General features: G+C 57.4%; 14 protein-coding genes. 11 read left to right on the forward strand and 3 right to left on the reverse strand.

The window, feature by feature from the left end:
- The first annotated feature begins 170 nt into the window (after positions 1–170).
- On the forward strand, positions 171–416 hold the full coding sequence (locus tag BIND_RS04905; protein WP_012383967.1) for a universal stress protein: 246 nt from the start codon (positions 171–173) through the stop codon (positions 414–416).
- Between the two features lie 298 nt (positions 417–714).
- Positions 715–936: a hypothetical protein gene (locus BIND_RS20500; protein ID WP_012383968.1), complete on the forward strand. Its 222-nt coding sequence runs from the start codon at positions 715–717 to the stop codon at positions 934–936.
- A 342-nt stretch (positions 937–1,278) separates the two neighbouring features.
- Here BIND_RS20500 and BIND_RS04915 read toward each other — a convergent pair whose 3' ends face one another.
- Positions 1,279–2,205, reverse strand: a complete 927-nt coding sequence (locus BIND_RS04915; protein WP_012383969.1) for a LysR family transcriptional regulator — start codon at positions 2,203–2,205, stop codon at positions 1,279–1,281.
- Between the two features lie 565 nt (positions 2,206–2,770).
- Here BIND_RS04915 and BIND_RS04920 point away from each other — a divergent pair.
- The 5 genes from BIND_RS04920 (at position 2,771) to katG (ending at position 9,717) form a co-directional block, all read left to right on the forward strand.
- Positions 2,771–4,396: a pyrroloquinoline quinone-dependent dehydrogenase gene (locus BIND_RS04920; protein ID WP_012383970.1), complete on the forward strand. Its 1,626-nt coding sequence runs from the start codon at positions 2,771–2,773 to the stop codon at positions 4,394–4,396.
- A gap of 189 nt (positions 4,397–4,585) precedes the next feature.
- Complete coding sequence (locus tag BIND_RS04925; protein ID WP_012383971.1) at positions 4,586–5,773, forward strand: MFS transporter; 1,188 nt, start codon at positions 4,586–4,588, stop codon at positions 5,771–5,773.
- Positions 5,774–5,900: 127 nt separating this feature from the next.
- A complete protein-coding gene (locus BIND_RS04930) occupies positions 5,901–6,764 on the forward strand; it encodes an alpha/beta fold hydrolase (protein ID WP_012383972.1) in 864 nt (287 codons plus the stop codon).
- Positions 6,765–6,806: 42 nt separating this feature from the next.
- On the forward strand, positions 6,807–7,361 hold the full coding sequence (locus BIND_RS04935) for a MaoC family dehydratase (protein WP_012383973.1): 555 nt from the start codon (positions 6,807–6,809) through the stop codon (positions 7,359–7,361).
- 139 nt (positions 7,362–7,500) lie between these two features.
- Positions 7,501–9,717, forward strand: a complete 2,217-nt coding sequence (gene katG, locus BIND_RS04940; protein WP_012383974.1) for a catalase/peroxidase HPI — start codon at positions 7,501–7,503, stop codon at positions 9,715–9,717.
- Positions 9,718–9,940: 223 nt separating this feature from the next.
- Here the strand turns inward: katG and BIND_RS04945 are convergent, their stop codons facing one another.
- Positions 9,941–10,870, reverse strand: a complete 930-nt coding sequence (locus BIND_RS04945; RefSeq protein WP_012383975.1) for a response regulator transcription factor — start codon at positions 10,868–10,870, stop codon at positions 9,941–9,943.
- The gene (locus BIND_RS04950) at positions 10,860–14,252 is read right to left on the reverse strand and encodes a hybrid sensor histidine kinase/response regulator (protein ID WP_012383976.1); all 3,393 of its coding nucleotides are present in this window, start codon (positions 14,250–14,252) and stop codon (positions 10,860–10,862) included. Before BIND_RS04950 ends, BIND_RS04945 begins: the two co-directional genes overlap by 11 nt.
- Before the next feature lie 303 nt (positions 14,253–14,555).
- Between BIND_RS04950 and urtA the strand changes: the two genes are divergently transcribed.
- From urtA to urtD, 4 genes are all read left to right on the forward strand, one after another.
- Positions 14,556–15,836, forward strand: coding sequence for an urea ABC transporter substrate-binding protein (urtA, locus tag BIND_RS04955; RefSeq protein ID WP_012383977.1), 1,281 nt, complete (start codon positions 14,556–14,558; stop codon positions 15,834–15,836).
- A gap of 73 nt (positions 15,837–15,909) precedes the next feature.
- Complete coding sequence (urtB, locus tag BIND_RS04960; protein ID WP_012383978.1) at positions 15,910–16,836, forward strand: urea ABC transporter permease subunit UrtB; 927 nt, start codon at positions 15,910–15,912, stop codon at positions 16,834–16,836.
- Between the two features lie 10 nt (positions 16,837–16,846).
- Positions 16,847–17,977: an urea ABC transporter permease subunit UrtC gene (gene urtC / locus BIND_RS04965; protein ID WP_012383979.1), complete on the forward strand. Its 1,131-nt coding sequence runs from the start codon at positions 16,847–16,849 to the stop codon at positions 17,975–17,977.
- 10 nt (positions 17,978–17,987) lie between these two features.
- Positions 17,988–18,752, forward strand: coding sequence for an urea ABC transporter ATP-binding protein UrtD (gene urtD, locus BIND_RS04970; RefSeq protein WP_012383980.1), 765 nt, complete (start codon positions 17,988–17,990; stop codon positions 18,750–18,752).
- The last annotated feature ends 10 nt before the right edge of the window (positions 18,753–18,762 follow it).

Raw genomic sequence — 18,762 nt, forward strand, 5'->3', positions numbered from 1 at the left:
ACAGATCAGCGTCAACAGGCCTGATCTTTATGCTTTATTGACCGCTTGCGATTTGGAAGACTTTGACAATCACCAGAATGATGGAGATAACGAGGTAAGCGCGCAAGATCGACATCCAGACACGCTGGCTGAGGCTCAGTTTGGCTGGGGAAAGCCTGTCGAGTAATGGCATGCGCCATCTCGCCCGCTCTTCGCGGACGCATCTTGGCCGGCACGGCATCTCAGCTGAACTGATGGAGGTTTCCTCCGGCGGCAAGCACGTGCCTGATGTGCTCCTGACCTATATCGCGGATTTGCAGGTGGATCTCTTGATTATGGGGGCTTATGGCCACCCGCGCTTATTCGAATTCATGTTCGGCGGCACAACCCAGTCTCTTCTCGACCGTATAACCATACCCGTTCTGATGTCTCATTAGCGATTGTAGCAGCCCAAAAGCAGGTCCGCACCTCCTCGAGGTTGCAAAAGATCTTGGCGAAGGGGGCGAGCCCATCATTCATGTGCTGTTATGTTTCTATGTGATCCATTCTTTGCTGACTAACGATTCAGCTCAAGCATCGAAGAACAGACGGACGCATTCAAGTCTTGTCACTATTCGGATTGCGAGGCTGCATTCAGTTGGTAGGGCAGGGCAACCAGCAGGCCATCCGCACCTCGAGCGTCGCCTGCAAGGTTATGATCATCTCTAGAAGCCAGGGTGAAAAGGACGAATTCATATGCGTAAAATGATCGTGACAATCCTTTGTGTCGGATCGCTCATCGCCGCTCCCGTGGCTGCTGAGGCCAAGGGATGTATTAAAGGCGCTATTGTCGGGGGCATAGCTGGCCATTATGCCGGTCATCATGCCGTTCTGGGCGCTGCGGCAGGATGTCTGGCGGGCCGTCACTTGGCCAAGAAGAAGGCAGAAAGCTCTCAGCATCCGTCTGCCGAGCATTAACTCCATTATCGTCGATTATTTCTGACTGTTGTGGTGAGCAGGTGGATATAGGGAGCGTTCTATCGCTGTGCTGGCGGCTTAGCCCGGCCCTTGTGATAGGCGGCATCTTGCTTGGCTATCGCTTTGCCCCGCGTTTGCCCGTTTCATTAGTCGCGATCGTTGGGACGACACCTCATGAGGCCGTTGCTGCCGTCGAACGCAGGACCCCAAAAATGGGTGTAGATGAGCCTTCTCCAAAAGCTCAATCTTAAAAAACCGCTCTGCCGGCGATGTTGCTGGTCATCAGGTTGACCATCAGCAGGTGGAATAGAAGCAGCCGCACAAAGCGGCGAAAAACAGATACTACGGTGTCGATGCAGCGATCGTCCACGGCGCCACGCCGGTCGCGAAGCGGCGTGTAAGAAAATCCAGCAGAACCTGGGTGCGGATCGCGCGAGGTCCGGCAGGCGTTATGAGGTTCAGCGCCAAAGGTGAGGAGGTCCAGTCGGTCAGGACGGCGATGAGGCGCCCAGCCTTGACGGCCTGCCACGCGATGAAGTCCGGTTGAAGCGCGATCCCTTCGCCGGCCTCAAGCGAGGCACACAGAGCTTCAGCATTGTTGGAACTCAAGCGGGCATTGATACTGACACTCTCCTCCACGCCTTTGGTATCTTTGAAGTGCCAGATCTCGCCGCTCATGAGATAGTTGTAGCTGAGGCAGGCATGGCTCGCGAGGTCGCGCGGCCGCAGCGGCGTTCCATGGCGTTCAAAATAGCTTGGCGTACCCACGACCCAGCGATGCACTGGGCAGAGCCGCCGCGCGAGTAGGCTTGAATCCGGTAAGTCCGCGATGCGCAGCGCGACGTCGATCCCGCTAGCCACCAGATCGACCATGCGATCGTCGAGTTGGAGATCGATCGATACGTTCGGATACATTGCCAGGAACTCCGGCAAAACCGGCGAGACATGGCGTAATCCGAAGGACATAGGTGCTGCAAGCCTGATCTTGCCGCGCGGCGTTGCCGATTTGGCCTGGGCCTCCGCTTCAATAGCCTCACCCTCGGCGAGGATCTGAGCAGCGCGGATCGCTAGAACTCTGCCGGTCTCAGTCAAGGAAAAGCGACGCGATGTCCGATGAATCAATCGTTCACCAAAGCGCGCTTCGAGGCGACCCAAAGCTTTCGAAACCGTGGGCCCTGTAATCCCGAGTTCGGCTGCCGCCGCTGCGAAAGAGCCGGTTTCCACCACCTTGGCGAAAATAGCCCAGGCTTCGAGGTCCGGTAAAGCCATGAGATATCCTAAAGAACTGGAACTGATGTCATTCCATTATTTCTCTTTTCTTCGATACAGTCGAGGTTCATTTTCCAGCTCCTGAAAGGGACAGGTTCATCCCTTTCAGGAGTTGAAGATGATCAAACCCAGGCCGTTTGCTGAATTGGGTGGAGCCCCGAATCTTCGCCGAGATCGGTAATCATTTGGTGGACTTTATCAATGCATACACCTATGGCCGATGACTCAAGGCATTGAAGGGCCTCACGCGGTTTAAAGACATTCGTAAACTCTGAACAAAAGAGCCAGAAGGTTCACGCTGGAGCTCTCAATCAATGCATGGGACCTAGAGCAATTTCCGATCAAATAGAATCGGAAATAGGTCACTATTGCATTGTTTATAGCGCATATTCTTATCCAAAAAGCCCCCAGCTTTTTCGGAATATGTTCTCACAGCGGCCGGCTCTCGAAGACTCGATGGCCCCCGAATAATCGGCCACATCAATCATTGAAGGCCAACACAAGAGTAACGCACGCGATTGTGGCGCGCGATTGCGTGCGATCGTCTATCTCTAAGGAGTGCACAATGAGTGCCAAAGCCTTTGCATTCGGAAGCGTTTCTATTCTGTCTCTAGCGACCGGTGCCGCGCTGGCGGCGGGTCCGACGCAACAGGAGCTGAATAACGCCACCACGGATAGTGCCAACTGGCCGTATGTGGATCACGACTATCGCGGCCAACGTTATACGCCGCTTGATCAGATCAATGCGAAGAATGCTGCCGATCTCACACAGATCTGCGCCTACAGCTTCCCGGAGAAAATGCCGGCGCAAACCGCGCCGATCGTCTATAACGGCACCATCTTCGCGACGACCACGCACTATACCGTGGCGATTGATGGTGCGAACTGCAAGGTGATTTGGCAATCCGAATGGAAGCCGCGGGATCATGAGACGTTCGTCACCCATCGGGGCGCCGCTATCAAAGATGGCAAAGTCGTGCGCGGGACCGCTGACGGTTATCTCCTTGCATTGGATGCCGAGACCGGCAAAGTGCTGTGGTCGCGGCAGGTTGTGAAGCCCAGCGACGGCTATTTCTTCAGCATGCCGCCACTCATCTACGATGACCTCGTGCTGATTGGCCCGGCGGGATCTGAGTTCGCCAGCAAGGGTTGGGTTGGCGCCTTCCGGCTGAGCGATGGCGAACCCGTGTGGACGTTCAACACGGTGCCGGACCCCGATGAGCCGGGTGCGGAAACATGGGGTAGCGATCCCAACGTTCTAAAACACGGGGGTGGCAATCTCTGGACACCCATGTCGTTCGACGTGGAAAAGGGCTTGCTGTATGTGCCAGTCGGCAATCCGGCACCCGACTTCTATGATAAAAATCGCCCGGGCGATAATCTCTACACGGACTCGGTTGTGGCGTTGGATGTCCGCACCGGTAAGCTGGCGTGGTACTATCAAGCGATCCCGCATGATGTGCGAGACTACGACTTGAGTCATGCCGCGCCGGTTTTCACGATCGAGGTCGATGGCCAGAAGCGCACGCTCATTGCCCTGAATGGCAAGGACGGCCTGATGCAGGTGTTGGATCGTGACACGCGCAAGGTGCTTTACAGCGTTCCCTTCACCACACGGGAGAACGCCGATGGTCCGATCAGCAGCTTGTCCAAGCGCATATGTCCCGGCCTTTTGGGCGGCCATGAGTGGAATGGAGGCGCTTACAGCCCACAGCTCAGCACATTGTTTATGCCGGCGACAGACTGGTGCAATCAGATCCAGCCGGCGGCGGAGCAGCCAAACCCGGAAGGCGAGAACAAGCGAGGCCAGTTTTTCGGTGGCAAGTTCCAGTTCGAGCCCTGGGCCAACGCGCGTGGCTGGCTTACCGCGTTCGACGCCGCGACGGGTCAGAAGCGCTGGCAGTACCAGTCTGGCAAGCCAATAATCGGCAGCGTGGCGGCTACAGGCGGCGACCTGGTCTTCGTCGGAGAGCTCACTGGCGACTTTCTCGCCTTCGACGCGAAGGACGGCAAAATTGTCTTCAAGCATAGCCTTGGCGGCCCTGCCGCAGGGGGCGTGGTCAGTTACGCTTCTGGCGCCAAGCAATATGTTGCCGTGGTCTCTGGTTTCGTGGGTGGCTATTACAACCAGATGGCGCCAGAGATTGGCGGCGGAAATCCGACCATCACGGTCTTCGCACTAAAACCGTAACCGGGCGGCGACATTCGTCAACTCTTACCTCACTCGATCAACTTGCGAACGCGGTCGGCAAAGCGCTCCGGCTGCGTTCGCGGACGGAGCTAGCCATACGTTAACGTCGTGCCGGCACACCTTTCTGGCATACATCTGAATTTTCCTGGCTTTGGCCATATCGTTCGCGTTGGGGAAGAGCGTATTCACATGCAAATCACTCAACCCGCAAGTGCCGCGACGACATCGGTCGGCAAGGGGCTTCTCTTCGCAATGGCTGCTTCTTGCGGCATCGCTGTCGCCAACATCTATTACAATCAGCCGATGCTCGGCGTGATCGAAGACTCTTTTGATCATGCAGGCGCAGCCGGGCTCATCCCGACTGCGACGCAACTCGGCTATGCGGCTGGCTTGTTCCTGCTCGTGCCACTTGGGGATCTGGTCGAGCGGCGTAGGCTCATTGTCATGCAATTCGCTTTGCTCGGCATCGTCCTTGCCCTGGCTGGTCTCGCCCCCTCGGCTTGGACGCTGGTCATCGCGTCTTTGTGTATCGGCTTTGCCGCAACGGTGGCGCAGCAGATCATCCCGTTCGCGGCATCCCTCGCGCCCGCCAGTGAACGCGGCGCCGTGATCGGAACGGTGATGGGAGGTCTGCTGTGCGGAATCCTTCTCAGCCGGACGCTTGCCGGCTATGTCGCGACATATTTTGGCTGGCGTGAAATGTTCTGGATTGGTGTCCCGCTTGCCTTAATCGGCGGTGTGTTGATGCGTGTTGTATTGCCTTTGAGCCAGATCTCCTCGGATATCCGCTATCCGGCTCTCATCCGATCATTGGCGGGCCTTTGGCAGGATGAGCCGATCCTGCGCCAGGTGACGATCGTGCAGGCGGCTCTGTTTGCATCGTTCACCGCATTTTGGACGATCCTGGCGTTGCGCCTGCAAGGCGCGGCATTTCATCTTGGCGCGGATGTAGCGGGTCTCTTTGGTTTCGTTGGCGCGGTTGGCATCCTTGCCGCTCCGATGGCTGGGCATCTTGCCGATCGGCGTGGGCCTCGCCCTGTCGTCTTGCTTGGACTTGGTTCAGTCCTGCTGGCTTGGATCCTTTTCGGCGTTTGGACGAGCTTGGTGGGCCTCGTGGTGGGTGTCGTTGTCTTGGATTTTGGTATGCAGAGCGCATTGGTTTCTCACCAACACATGGTTTTTGCCTTGCGTCCTGAGGCGCGCAGCCGTCTGAACACAATCTTCATGAGCGGGATGTTCGTCGGTGGGGCGATTGGATCCGCCGGCGCGACCTTCGCCTGGAATATCGCCGATTGGCCGGGTGTATGCGTTTATGGCACTGGGCTCGCCTTGTTCGCGCTTGCTGTTCGATTGCTTGGCGGCCAGCCCGCTCGTTGATGTCTCTTCGCTTCTTTCGTGTCGGGCGTACGGTACTGACGACTTTCCGTGCGGATTGAACATGATGAAAAATCGCTCGGCAAGAGAATCTGTTTCCTTGCACTTGCATGGTATGAGGGATTTTCCGATGATTGAAATCCGCCACAAGACGGTCCATGCCAATGGCATACGCCAGCACTATCTTGAGGTTGGCAATGGTCCGCCCATCGTATTGCTCCATGGATTTCCTGAAACGAGCTATGCATGGCGCCATCAGATTCCCGTGCTCGCCGAACATTACCGGGTGATTGCGCCGGACCTGCGCGGTTATGGCGAAACGGACAAGCCCGCGGCAGGTTATGACAAACGCACGATGGCGCTCGACATCGTCGCATTGCTCAAAGCTCTCGATATCCCCAAGATCGCGCTCATCGGCCATGATCGTGGTGCGCGTGTAGCCACGCGTTTCGCCAAGGATCATCCAGCTCTCCTTGATCGCTTGGTCGTGATGGATAATGTGCCAACACGGATCGTCGCACGAAGCGTAAACGCGCAAGTTGCCAAGGCATATTGGTTTTTCTTCTTTCACCTCGTGCCGGATTTACCCGAAGCGCTGATCGCTGGCCGGGAGGATTTGTGGCTACGGCATTTCTTCTCCGATTGGTGTTACAACCCTCACACAATCTCGGGGGAAGCGTTCGACACTTATGTTCAGGCCTATCGGCGGCCCGGTGCGGTACGCGGGGCGATGGCGGATTACCGGGCCAATCTCGAGGATAATGCGCAAGATCAGATCGATGCCGACGTGAAAATCACCTGTCCCGTCCTTTCGCTCTGGGGAGAGGATTTCGAAGCCGTCGGCAAAATGTTCGATATGCCTTCCATCTGGGCCGAGATGGCACACAATCTTCGCGCCGAACCGATCGCGCAATGTGGTCACCTGCCACATGAGGAACAGCCCGAGCGCGTGAACAAGCTGCTGCTGGAATTTCTCGATGGTTGGGCTGGTTGAACCGTATCAACGTCGAACCTGACATCAGATGGAGAGAAAAAAATGGACACGCCCAGTTCGGACAAGACGATATTGTCATCGAGTCCGAACACACCTCACGAAAAAGACAATGCGGAGTTCGATCCCACGCATTTTTTGGTCGTCCCGGCGCGCACGTTCGAGGAACTCAAAGTAGGGGAGGTCTTCCGCGCCCCCAGCCGTACGCTCACCGACGCCCATGCGGCTGCTTTTCAAACCGTCTCCGCCGATAATCATCCGGTCCATTATGATGTCGAGTGGGCGCGCAGACACGGGCATTCTGCACCTGTGGTTCATGGTCTGCAGGTGCTCGCCTTCACAGCGCCAGGAGCGACACTCTTTCCCCATTTCATTGGCGAGGCCTTTATCGCGTTTACGGAATTGTCATGTCAATTTCTGAAAGAAGTTCATTCAGGGGACACGCTCTACCCTATGCTGACCATCACGGCTCTCGAACCCGGTGAAGCTGGCGGCACTGTCGTGACGAGAGCAACGGTGCACAACCAGCGGGGAGAACTCGTCCTTTCCGGGCAGCATAAATATCTCCTTCGCATGGCGGAAAAGCAGATGGCTCCCTAGGTGTTTAGTCCGCCTAAGACAGGCTTAGTTCGATTGAGAAAACCGATTATTGTTTTCACTTCAATCAATTGGACAGAGAGACGGCCAAACGGCAATTTTCCGTCCAGCGATATTCAATTCGCTGCAAACAGGAGGGACCATGGACGCGCAGACAGACGACAAGGCCCAGGGCAAATGCCCGTTTGTGCATGCGGAACACGGCAGGACGAACCGGGATTGGTGGCCCAAGCAGCCCAATCTTCAGATCCTTCACCAGAATTCTAGCCTGTCCAACCCGATGGGCGAAGCGTTCGACTATGCGAAGGAGTTCAAGAGCCTGGATCTGAATGCTGTTATCGCGGACCTGAAGGCCCTGATGACCGACTCCCAAGACTGGTGGCCGGCGGATTTCGGCCATTATGGCGGTCTGTTCATCCGCATGGCCTGGCACAGCGCCGGCACCTACCGCATTGGGGATGGGCGTGGCGGCGCAGGCGGCGGGCAGCAGCGTTTCGCGCCGCTCAATAGCTGGCCGGATAATGTGAGTCTGGACAAGGCGCGCCGCTTGCTTTGGCCCATCAAACAAAAATATGGCCGCAAGATTTCCTGGGCGGACTTGATGATATTGACCGGAAATGTCGCGCTGGAATCGATGGGCTTCAAGACATTCGGTTTCGCCGGCGGGCGCATCGACACATGGGAGCCGGATCAGTCCGCTTATTGGGGGGCGGAGACCACATGGCTCGCCCTCAGCAATGATCCCAACAACAAGCACAGCCGTTATTCCGGTGACCGCGACCTTGAAAACCCGCTGGCCGCCGTGCAGATGGGGTTGATCTATGTGAATCCGGAAGGGCCGGATGGCAATCCTGATCCGTTGGCTGCCGCCCGCGACATTCGCGAAACCTTCGCGCGCATGGCGATGAATGATGAGGAAACCGTCGCGTTGATCGCGGGCGGGCATACATTCGGCAAGACCCATGGCGCAGGCCCGGCCGATCATGTCGGTTCCGAGCCGGAGGCTGCCGCGGTGGAGCAGCAGGGGCTGGGCTGGAAGAGCAGCTTCGGCACCGGCGTGGGCAAGGATGCGATCACGAGCGGGCTGGAGGTGATCTGGACCCAGACTCCCATCCAATGGAGCAACCACTATCTCGAAAACCTGTTCGGCTTTGAATGGGAACTCACCAAGAGTCCCGCGGGCGCGCATCAATGGCGGCCCAAGAACGGTGCGGGTGCCGGCAGCGTGCCGGATGCGTTCGACCCGAATAAGCGCCATGCGCCCTCGATGCTGACCACCGATCTCGCCCTGCGCGCAGACCCGGCCTATGAGAAAATCGCCCGCCGTTACCTCGAAAATCCCGCCGAATTCGCGGATGCATTTGCGCGTGCCTGGTTCAAGCTGACGCATCGCGATATGGGGCCCCGCGCGCGCTATCTCGGGCCGCTCGTGCCCGAGGAGGAGCTGATCTGGCAGGATCCGGTTCCGGCCGTGGACCATCCGCTGGTCGATGAGGCGGATGTGGTGGCGCTGAAGGAGAAAATCCTGTCGTCCGGCCTCACCGTGGCCGAACTGGTTTCGACCGCCTGGGCCTCCGCCTCCACGTTCCGCGGCTCCGACAAGCGCGGCGGCGCCAATGGCGCGCGCATCCTCTTGGCGCCGCAGAAGGACTGGGCGGTGAATGAGCCGCAGAAGCTCGACAAGGTGTTGAAGGCACTGGAGGTGATCCAGGCCGATTTCAACGCCGCGCTGAGCGGCGGCAAAAAGATCTCGCTGGCCGATCTCATTATACTGGCGGGTGGTGCTGCGATCGAGAAAGCCGCGAGCGAGGCGGGCCAAAAAATCACTGTGCCCTTCGCGCCGGGGCGCACGGATGCCTCCCAGGAGCAGACGGATGTTCATTCCTTCGCGCCGCTGGAGCCTCCGGCCGATGGGTTCCGTAATGACGTGCCCGCCAAGCTGGCGGAAATCTCTGGGCATCTGCTGGTGGACCGCGCACAGCTTCTGACCCTGACGGCGCCGGAAATGACCGTGCTGATCGGCGGCCTGCGGGTGCTGGGCGCTAATACGGGTGGCTCGAAGCATGGCGTGTTCACTACGCGGCCCGGCGTGCTGAGCAATGATTTCTTCACCAATCTGCTCGACATGGGGACCGAATGGAAACCCGCCGCCGAGGACGGTGTCTATGAGGGCCATGACCGCAAGACCAAGGCGGTGAAATGGACCGCCACCAGAGTGGATCTGCTGTTCGGCTCCCATGCGCAGCTACGTGCCCTGGCCGAAGTTTATGGCTGCGCGGACGCGCAGACGAAATTCGTGACGGATTTCGTGGCTGCTTGGACAAAGGTCATGAACGCCGACCGGTTCGATCTCATCTGACCGAATATATCTAGCGGGCGGCCTGTGTATGGCCGCCCGGTTACATTCCAGAAGAGGAAAGCCGCACCTGCCGGTTATGAAATGGAGGTATGATGCGTCTCTACGACTGTGCTCTTTCTAAATCAGAAGTCTGTCTCAATTGAGTTGGTACAGAATAGCCACCAGGCCACATACCCGATACCTCGCCTTCGAGTGAAGGCGCATGAGTTTTCAGACCATCGTTCTACTTCGGCGTTAATGTCTGGATGGCGAGCGCTGTCGCTGCTACGCGATTTTCGACTCCGATTTTTGCGTAGACCTGCTCTAGATGTTTGTCCACGGTGCGTGGCGATAGGCCCAGGATTTCGCCTATGTCACGGTTGGATTTGCCACGAGCGACCCATGTCAACACCTCCGCCTCGCGAGAGGTGAGGTTCAGCCGGGTTTTCAGTGTCTGCTCGGGCGAAAGGGTATTGTCTTCCATGACCCTGAGCAGCAATTCATCCGGACCGACCTGACTGACATAGGATATTTTCAACCTCCGGTCTGCATTCTCGATCCGCAGTTCGAATGTCTCGGTCTCATCTCCTGTCTTTCCTCGCAGCCCGTCGAGCCAGCATCGTACAGTTTCAGGGAGCAGGAAACCGTCGACGGGTGCCGAACTCGTGATGGTCGTGAGCAAAGCTGTTGCCTGTGGAGTGCTCCAGAGCACGCGGCCCAACCGGTTGACGGAGAGCAGAAAGCGGCCAGCCGCGTCGAGTGCGGCTCGTGCGCTATAGGTCTCGCGGGCATTGGTGAGATGGACGCGCATACGTGCCATGAGCTCGTCCAAAGCGATTGGCTTCGTCACATAATCGACGCCGCCGGCTTCGAGGCCCATGACAATCTGTTCGGTATCGGAAAGAGCCGTCATGAAGATCACGGGCACGTGTGTCACAATCTTATCGCGCTTCAGACGGCGGCAGGTTTCGAAACCGTCCATGCCCGGCATCACGGCGTCCATCAAGATGATGTCAGGGGTAATCCGTTCGACAAGCGCGAGGGCATTGGCGCCATCGACCGCGATCAATACGGTCGCTCCGGCCGCTTCGAGTGCGTCGGTCAAAAAGCTTAATGTTTCAGGCGAATCGTCCACAACAAGAACAATGTCACGCCGCTGTGTGCTATGCGTCATCGCGACGTATTGCCTCCAGGAGAGTCATATATTGCTTAAGGTCGAAGACATCCATCAGGTCACGCATATGCGCGACAAAGGCATCATGTTCGGATGAGAGGGTCTCCATCTCATTGAGCTTGGCCTGGATGCCCCGTACGTAGCCGATTTCTCCGAGCTTGATCAATTCGGCGATATGGTCGCTGGCTGGCGGGCGTATCGAGAGCGGCGGGCGTAGGGGGGCTTTGGTCTCGCCGGTTTCCACCTGGTCGGTCCATTCCAGATCAAGCAATGTCTGTACCTTTTCGAGGAGACCCGGCAGATGAACCGGCTTGACGATCTGATCGTCATGATAGCGCTTCTCCATCACATCCTCGCGGATCTCGCCAGCATTGGCTGAGATGATGATGATGCGTAGGCGCGTGAAGCCTTCATCGCGAAGTTGTCGGGCGACTTCCCAACCATCCAGGTTTGGCATTGAAATGTCGAGCAGAAGCAGATCGGGATCCCACTGCCGCACCATTTCCATCGCGGCGACGCCATCTGGAGCGGAAAGCACTGTGAAACCCAGCGGGATCAGCAATTCATGCATGAGATCACGGTGGTCCACGTTGTCGTCGGCAACGAGCACAGTGCGACGCGGGCCAAGATAGCCACGAATGCTTTGCTCGATGGGCCTCGCATGGACAGGATGGGTCGCCTCGGAGAGCATGATCTTCACTTGGAAGGTGCTGCCCACGCCAATTTCCGAGGTCAAGCAGATTTCTCCGCCCATGATTTCCGTAAGCAATTTGGTAATGGTGAGCCCAAGACCAATGCCAATGATCGCATAGGTGCCGGCATGCTGGCCACGCTCGAAGGGATAGAAGATGCGTTCCTGGTCATTGCGGGAGATGCCCATGCCAGTGTCTTCGATTTCGAACCTGGCGACCGGATAGCGATAGGAAACACGGAGGGTGACTCGGCCTTCCGCGGTGAATTTGATGGCGTTGGTCAGAAGGTTGATCAGAATCTGCCGCAGCCGCTTTTCATCGGTAAAGACCACGGCCGGGAGATGTTCGGAGCGGATATAAACGAAATCGATCCCTTTGGCTGTAGCCTGGAGGCGGAACATATCAACCAGATGGTCGAGGAATTCGCCAAAGCGGACTTCGTCGCGCGACAGGTGCAAACGTCCCGCCTCGATCTTGGAAATATCGAGCAGTCCGTCAATGAGGCCGGACAGGTGCTCCGCCGAGCGATGCATCACGCGAATGGCATTGCGCCGGTGAGAAGGGATTGAGACATCGCGTTCAAGAATCTGAGCATAGCCCATAATAGCATTCAGCGGCGTCCGCAGTTCATGGCTCAAGCCGACCACAAAGCGGCTTTTGGCGAGATTGGCGGCCTCCGCCACTTCCTTCGCTTTCTGGAGCTTTTGGTCGGTGCGCTTATGGGCCTCGATCTCGCGCCTTAAAAGCGCGGTCTGGCGGTGACTTTCCTCTTGCGCCACACTCCGGCTTTCTTGCGTCAGCACGAAGAGCCAAGCGGCAATGCCAGCGATGATGAGCAGGATGAAATAGAGTGTGAAGAGCATCGCACCAATTGCCGCACGCTCAGCGGCAGGGGCGAGAGCGGCCTGCAAATAGAGCGCACCCAATATGGCTGCGATAATGGAGGCAAGCACCGCCAACACACCGAGATAATGGCCGAGGCGGGAATTGATGCGCTCCATGATCCAGGCCGGCAGTGCCGCCCCCAGCGCCGCGAGGATCTGCTCGGGAAAGCGCGCCTCCGTCTTGCAACGGTCGTTGCAGCGTGCGTCGAGCGAGCAGCAGAGCGAGCAAATCGGCCCATCATAGGCCGGGCAATGCGCCATATCCTCGATCTCGAATTTATGTTTGCAGATGCAGCATTTCAGCGCTTCCTTATCGTGCCAATTCTCGCGTGGATGGCGGGCGATGTAATAACGGCCCTTGGTGAGGAAGGCGATCAGGGGCGCGGTGCTGAAAGAAACGAAGAGCGCCAGGAATGGTGCGCATGCTTGGAGCAGCGGGCCGAAAACGCCCGCGAAGGCGAAGACGGCGACACCGGTTCCAGCCATCACCGCCCCGACGCCGACTGGGTTGATATCGTAGAGATGGGCACGCTTGAATTCGATGCCGGGCGGAGAGAGACCGAGCGGCTTGTTCACGATAAGGTCCGCGACGATCGCGGCCACCCATGCGACCGCGATGATGGAATAAAGGCCCAATATCTTCTCGAGAATCTTGTAGATGCCGAGCGTCATCAGCATCAGCGCGATGGCGACATTGAAGACCAGCCAGACGACACGTCCGGGGTGGCTGTGCGTGAGGCGGGAGAAGAAGTTTGACCAGGCAATTGAGCCCGCATAGGAATTGGTGACATTGATCTTGAGCTGCGCCACAATCACAAACAGACCGGTGAAAGCGAGTGCCACTTGCGGTGACAACGCGGTCTTGAAGGCGATGAGATACATCTGGGTCGGCTCGGCGGCATGGCTGAATGGCACGCCATGCTGCAAGGCATAATAAGCGAGAAAGGAACCGCCGAGCATTTTCAGCCCGCCCGGAACGACCCAGCCTGGCCCGGCCGATATCATGGCCACCCACCATGCCGTGGGAGATACACCCGGCGTCGAGCCTTGCGCGCGGCGTGGCAGAAAGCGCAGGAAATCAACCTGCTCACCAATTTGGGTGATCACGGCGAAAACCAATGTCGAGGCTAAGCCGAACCTCACCAAATCGAAAGAGCCGTTTGCGCCGTCAAGCAGACCCGGAAAACCAGTCCAGCCCGCCATCAATGTGCCGTCGCTGCTCCAGGTAATGAAGAGAAAGGGCAGCACGTTCAGGAAAATCCAGAGGGGCTGCGTCCAGAGTTGAAAGCGGCTGATGAAGGTGATGCCATGCGTCACCAAAGGGATGACGACGAGCGCGCTGACGAAATAGCCGATCATCAGCGGCACGCCGAAACACATTTCGAGTGCAAGCGCCATGATCGCCGCTTCGATGGCGAAGAACAGATAGGTGAAGGATGCGTAGATCAGCGACGTGAGCGTCGAGCCGATATAGCCGAAGCCGGCGCCGCGCGTGAGCAGGTCGATATCGACCCCATATTTGGCGGCATAATAGCTGATGGGCAGACCCGTGGCGAAGATCAGCGCGCAGACCACGAGAATGGCGGTGACGGCGTTTGAAAAGCCGTAACTCAGGGTGATGGCGCCGCCGATCGCTTCCAGCGCCAGAAAGGCGACCGCGCCGAGGGCGGTATTGGCGACCCGCAACACCGACCATCGCCGGGAATTCTTTGCGGTAAAGCGGAGCGCATAATCTTCAAGCGTCTCATTGACGACCCATTGATTGTAGCGACGCCGCACCCGAATGATCTTCTGCTCCGCCGCCATCGGGGCCTGCCTCGCTGCCTCGTCGATCGATATCCGCCTTTCGTTCCCCACGATGCTCCTGCTCTTTCGCCGGTCCTGGAACATGGAATCAATCAGCACGAGGCTTGTTGAGCACCACGCCAAAGCACACTCCATTCCACGGCGAAGGTAGGGAGAAAGTGTGCATACTGTCCGATGGGTTGGGCCAAACCCCTATACGGTAATCCACGTATTGCTGCGACGCGTCATACCGTCAATCTTCCCCCTCGACAAAAGCGCATCAACGCGTGTCAAGGCCGCGCGGAAAACCGTGGAGGGGGACTTATGTCTTCAAATGACGATCACTCGAAAGATAGTTCTGTCAGCCGTCGCAATGTGCTGAAAGTCCTGTCGACTGTTCCAGCTGCCGCGCTCCTGCCGGCTGCCGCATTATTTCCGAAGGCTGGCTATGCCCAGGCGCCAGCAACCTCGGCGGTCAACACGACAGGATTAGCCGTCACCGACACTGAGGTGACGGTTGGCATTCTGCATTCCGTCACCGGCACAATGGCGATCTCGGAGACCGGCTCGGTGCAAGCCGAGAAGCTCGCCATCGATCAGATCAATGCCGCTGGCGGCGTGCTCGGTCGCAAGATCAAATATATTCAGGAAGATGGCGCCTCCGATTGGCCGACCTTCGCCGAAAAGGCGAAGAAGCTGCTCGTCAACGATAAATGCGCCTCGGTCATGGGGTGCTGGACTTCGGCATCGCGCAAGGCAGTGTTGCCGGTCTTCGAGCAATATAACGGCATCCTCTATTACCCCACCTTTTACGAAGGGTTGGAACAGTCGAAAAACGTCATCTATACGGGCCAGGAGGCGACCCAGCAAATCATCGCCGGTCTCGACTGGGTTTCCAAGGTCAAGGGCGCCAAGTCGTTCTATCTTCTTGGTTCGGACTATATCTGGCCGCGTACCTCCAACAAGATCGCGCGGAAGCATATTGAAAACTTCCTCAAGGGGAAGGTGGTCGGAGAGGAATATTTCCCGCTCGGCCACACCCAGTTCAATTCCGTCATCAATAAGATCAAGCTGACCAAGCCGGACGTGATCTACGCAATCATCGTCGGCGGTTCCAATGTTGCCTTTTACAAGCAGCTCAAGGCGGCAGGCATCGATCTTTCCAAGCAGACCTTGCTCACCATTTCCGTGACCGAGGACGAGATATTGGGCATTGGTGGCGAAAATATTGCCGGCGCCTATGCGTGCATGAAGTACTTCCAGTCCCTCGACAACTCGAACAACAAGAAGTTCGTGGAAGCCTTCAAGAAGGCCTATGGCGACAAGGTGGTGATCGGCGATGTGACGCAGGCGGCTTATCTGGGGCCCTGGCTGTGGAAGCTGACCGTTGAGAAGGCTGGCAGCTTCGACGTCGACAAAGTGGTGGAAGCTTCTCCCGGCATCGAGTTCAAAGAGGCTCCCGAAGGCTACGTCAAGATCCATCCGAACCACCATCTGTGGAGCCGGACGCGTGTCGGCAAGGCGCTCGTCAATGGCCAGTACGAGGTGGTCTACGAGACCCCTGATCTCGTAGAGCCGAACCCGTTCCCCAAAGGATATCAATAAGCTGTAGAAATGGCCCGCTCTCTTTGACGACAGAGGGCGGGCGTACCCTTTGGCTCATGCGCGGGGAACGCAGATGTTCATGGACTATTCGCTCGGCGATCTCGGTTCGATCTTCGTCATGCAGGCTTTTGCCGGCCTGATCCTGTTCTCGATCTTCGTCCTGATGGCGCTGGGTCTGGCCATCATCTTTGGCCAGATGGGCGTCATCAATATGGCGCATGGCGAGTTCATGATCCTTGGCGCCTATATGACGTATCTCACGTCAAATCTGTTCCAAACCTATCTGCCCTCGCTCTATTCGATCTATTTCTTCGTCGCCATGGCGGTCGCCTTTCTCGCCTCCGGCGCGCTCGGCCTCCTTGTCGAGTGGAGCATGATCCGCTTTCTTTATAAGCGGCCGCTAGACACTCTCCTGGCCACGTGGGGCCTCAGTCTCATCCTGCAACAAAGCTACCGCTCCATTTTTGGCGCGCGCGAGGTGGGTGTCGAACTGCCGCCATGGATGATGGGTTCGCTGCCTGTTACCGGCACGATCGAAGTCCAGATCAACGGCTTGTTCGTGATGGGCCTCACCGTCGTCATTACCCTTTCTGTTTATCTTCTGCTTTATCGTTCGAGCTGGGGCAAACAGGTGCGCGCCGTGATGCAGAACCGTGTCATGGCGGGGGCGGTCGGTATCAATACAGAGAAAACCGATCGCTATACATTCGGCCTTGGCTGCGGCATCGCCGGCATCGCTGGCTCCGCTTTCACCATGATCGGCTCTACGGGTCCGACCGCCGGTCAGCTCTATATCGTCGATACATTCCTCGTCGTCGTGTTTGGTGGCGCGCAGAGCCTCCTTGGCGTCATCGCTTCGGCTTTTACAATTTCCCAAGCGCAGTCGACGCTGGAGTTTTTCTTATCTGGCTCGATGGCGAAAGTGCTCACTCTGCTCGGCGTGGTGGTCATCCTGATGATTCGTCCACAAGGTCTGTTCACCATCAAGGTCCGGCGTTGAGGAGGGGTAAATGACACCATTCGACCGTAGTTTCTTCCTTGCCCGCAAGGATATCGTTGGCATTGTGATTTTGAGTGCGCTGCTCATCGTCATTCTGCCTCTCGCACTCGACAGCTTTCGCCTGCAAATGGTTGGCAAATATCTGACCTATGCATTCGTGGCGCTTGGCCTGGTCCTATGCTGGGGATATGCTGGCATCCTTTCGCTTGGCCAAGGCATATTCTTCGGCCTTGGCGGCTATTGCATGGCCATGTATCTCAAGCTCGAAGCTTCGAGCGTGGAGAACACCAAGATCCAGTCGACACCGGGCATTCCGGACTTCATGGATTGGAACCAGCTCACCGAATTGCCCTATTTCTGGCGGCCTTTCCACAGCTTCGGCTTCACGACTCTCGCCATTGTCGCAGTGCCTGCCATCTTCGCGGGAATCATCGGCTTTGCCATGTTCAAGCGGCGCGTGGGTGGTGTCTATTTCTCGATCATCACGCAGGCCATCGCCTCGATCCTGACCATCCTCATCATTGGTCAGCAGGGATATACAGGCGGCATCAACGGAATCACGGATCTGCGGACGCTGCACGGTTGGGATATCCGCACCGATGCGGCGAAGAGTATCCTCTATTTCGTCTGTGTCGGTCTGCTGCTCGCCTCCATTCTGCTGGCCTATTACGTCAAATCCTCCAAACTCGGCCGCATACTCGTCGCCATGCGCGATAAAGAGGATCGTGTCCGTTTCTCCGGCTATGACGTCGCCAATTTCAAAGTCTTCATCTTCTGCCTTTCCGCTATTCTGTCGGCGATCGGTGGTGCGATGTTTACACTCCAGGTCGGCTTCATGTCGCCGTCCTTCGTCGGAACAGTGCCCTCGATCGAAATGGTCATCTATTGCGCCGTCGGCGGTCGCCTTTCCCTGCTGGGAGCGGTCTATGGCACGCTGCTCGTCAGCTGGGCAAAGACATCCCTCTCCGAGAGCTTTCCTGAACTCTGGCTGTTCGGTCTCGGCGGCTTGTTCATCGCCGTGGTGCTTGTCTTCCCGAATGGCCTTGCCGGCCTCTACCAGACGTATGTGGCCCCGCATCTGGGCAAGGTCTTCGGCCTGAAGCCGAAGACGCCCAGCGGCGCCCCGGCCGTTGCCGAGTGAGGAGCACCCAATGAACCCGCAACGGAACAATCAGATGAATAAGGACTTCGTGCTGGCGGTCGAGGGCCTGACCGTCTCCTTCGACGGCTTCAAGGCCGTCGATGATCTCTCCTTCTATGTCGATGAGAACGAAATCCGCGTGATTATCGGCCCGAATGGCGCCGGCAAGACAACGGTACTCGATCTTATATGCGGACGTACCAAGGCGACCGACGGTTCGATCAAGTTCAAGGACCGTGAACTGACGACCATGAAGGAGCATGAAATCGTGCGTGCCGGGGTCGGGCGCAAATTTCAAAATCCATCCATCTATGAGGATCTCACCGTCTTCGAGAATCTCGAAATCTCCTATCCCAAAGGGCGTTCAGTGCTGGGCGCACTCACCTTTCGCCGCGACGCGGCCGTGAAGGAGCGGGTGAGAGAGATCGCTGAAACCATCTTTCTCGCCGGCCAGCTCGATCAACGCGCGGAATATCTCAGCCATGGCCAGAAGCAATGGCTGGAAATCGGCATGTTGCTGATCCAGGACCCTGAACTTTTGATGCTCGACGAGCCGGTCGCCGGCATGAGTGTTTCCGAGCGCAAGAAGACCGCTGAATTGTTGAATACCATTATCAAGAACCGCTCGGTGATCGTGATCGAGCATGACATGAAATTCGTTGAGGATATCGCCCACAAAGTCACCGTGTTGCATCAGGGCAAGGTTCTCTCCGAAGGCACGATGGCCAAGGTCCAGGCGGATCCCAAGGTCATCGAAGTCTATCTCGGTCATTGAGGGGAGGGGC

This window comes from Beijerinckia indica subsp. indica ATCC 9039, assembly GCF_000019845.1.
In the GTDB taxonomy this organism is placed as follows: Bacteria; Pseudomonadota; Alphaproteobacteria; order Rhizobiales; family Beijerinckiaceae; genus Beijerinckia; species Beijerinckia indica.

Excerpts from the sequence above, each read along its gene's own strand:
- BIND_RS04905 (WP_012383967.1), top strand. The coding sequence starts at position 171 with ATGCGCCATCTCGCCCGCTCTTCGCGGACGCATCTTGGCCGGCACGGC.
- BIND_RS20500 (WP_012383968.1), top strand. The coding sequence starts at position 715 with ATGCGTAAAATGATCGTGACAATCCTTTGTGTCGGATCGCTCATCGCC.
- BIND_RS04915 (WP_012383969.1), bottom strand. The coding sequence starts at position 2,205 with ATGGCTTTACCGGACCTCGAAGCCTGGGCTATTTTCGCCAAGGTGGTG.
- BIND_RS04920 (WP_012383970.1), top strand. The coding sequence starts at position 2,771 with ATGAGTGCCAAAGCCTTTGCATTCGGAAGCGTTTCTATTCTGTCTCTA.
- BIND_RS04925 (WP_012383971.1), top strand. The coding sequence starts at position 4,586 with ATGCAAATCACTCAACCCGCAAGTGCCGCGACGACATCGGTCGGCAAG.
- BIND_RS04930 (WP_012383972.1), top strand. The coding sequence starts at position 5,901 with ATGATTGAAATCCGCCACAAGACGGTCCATGCCAATGGCATACGCCAG.
- BIND_RS04935 (WP_012383973.1), top strand. The coding sequence starts at position 6,807 with ATGGACACGCCCAGTTCGGACAAGACGATATTGTCATCGAGTCCGAAC.
- katG (WP_012383974.1), top strand. The coding sequence starts at position 7,501 with ATGGACGCGCAGACAGACGACAAGGCCCAGGGCAAATGCCCGTTTGTG.
- BIND_RS04945 (WP_012383975.1), bottom strand. The coding sequence starts at position 10,870 with ATGACGCATAGCACACAGCGGCGTGACATTGTTCTTGTTGTGGACGAT.
- BIND_RS04950 (WP_012383976.1), bottom strand. The coding sequence starts at position 14,252 with ATGGCGGCGGAGCAGAAGATCATTCGGGTGCGGCGTCGCTACAATCAA.
- urtA (WP_012383977.1), top strand. The coding sequence starts at position 14,556 with ATGTCTTCAAATGACGATCACTCGAAAGATAGTTCTGTCAGCCGTCGC.
- urtB (WP_012383978.1), top strand. The coding sequence starts at position 15,910 with ATGTTCATGGACTATTCGCTCGGCGATCTCGGTTCGATCTTCGTCATG.
- urtC (WP_012383979.1), top strand. The coding sequence starts at position 16,847 with ATGACACCATTCGACCGTAGTTTCTTCCTTGCCCGCAAGGATATCGTT.
- urtD (WP_012383980.1), top strand. The coding sequence starts at position 17,988 with ATGAACCCGCAACGGAACAATCAGATGAATAAGGACTTCGTGCTGGCG.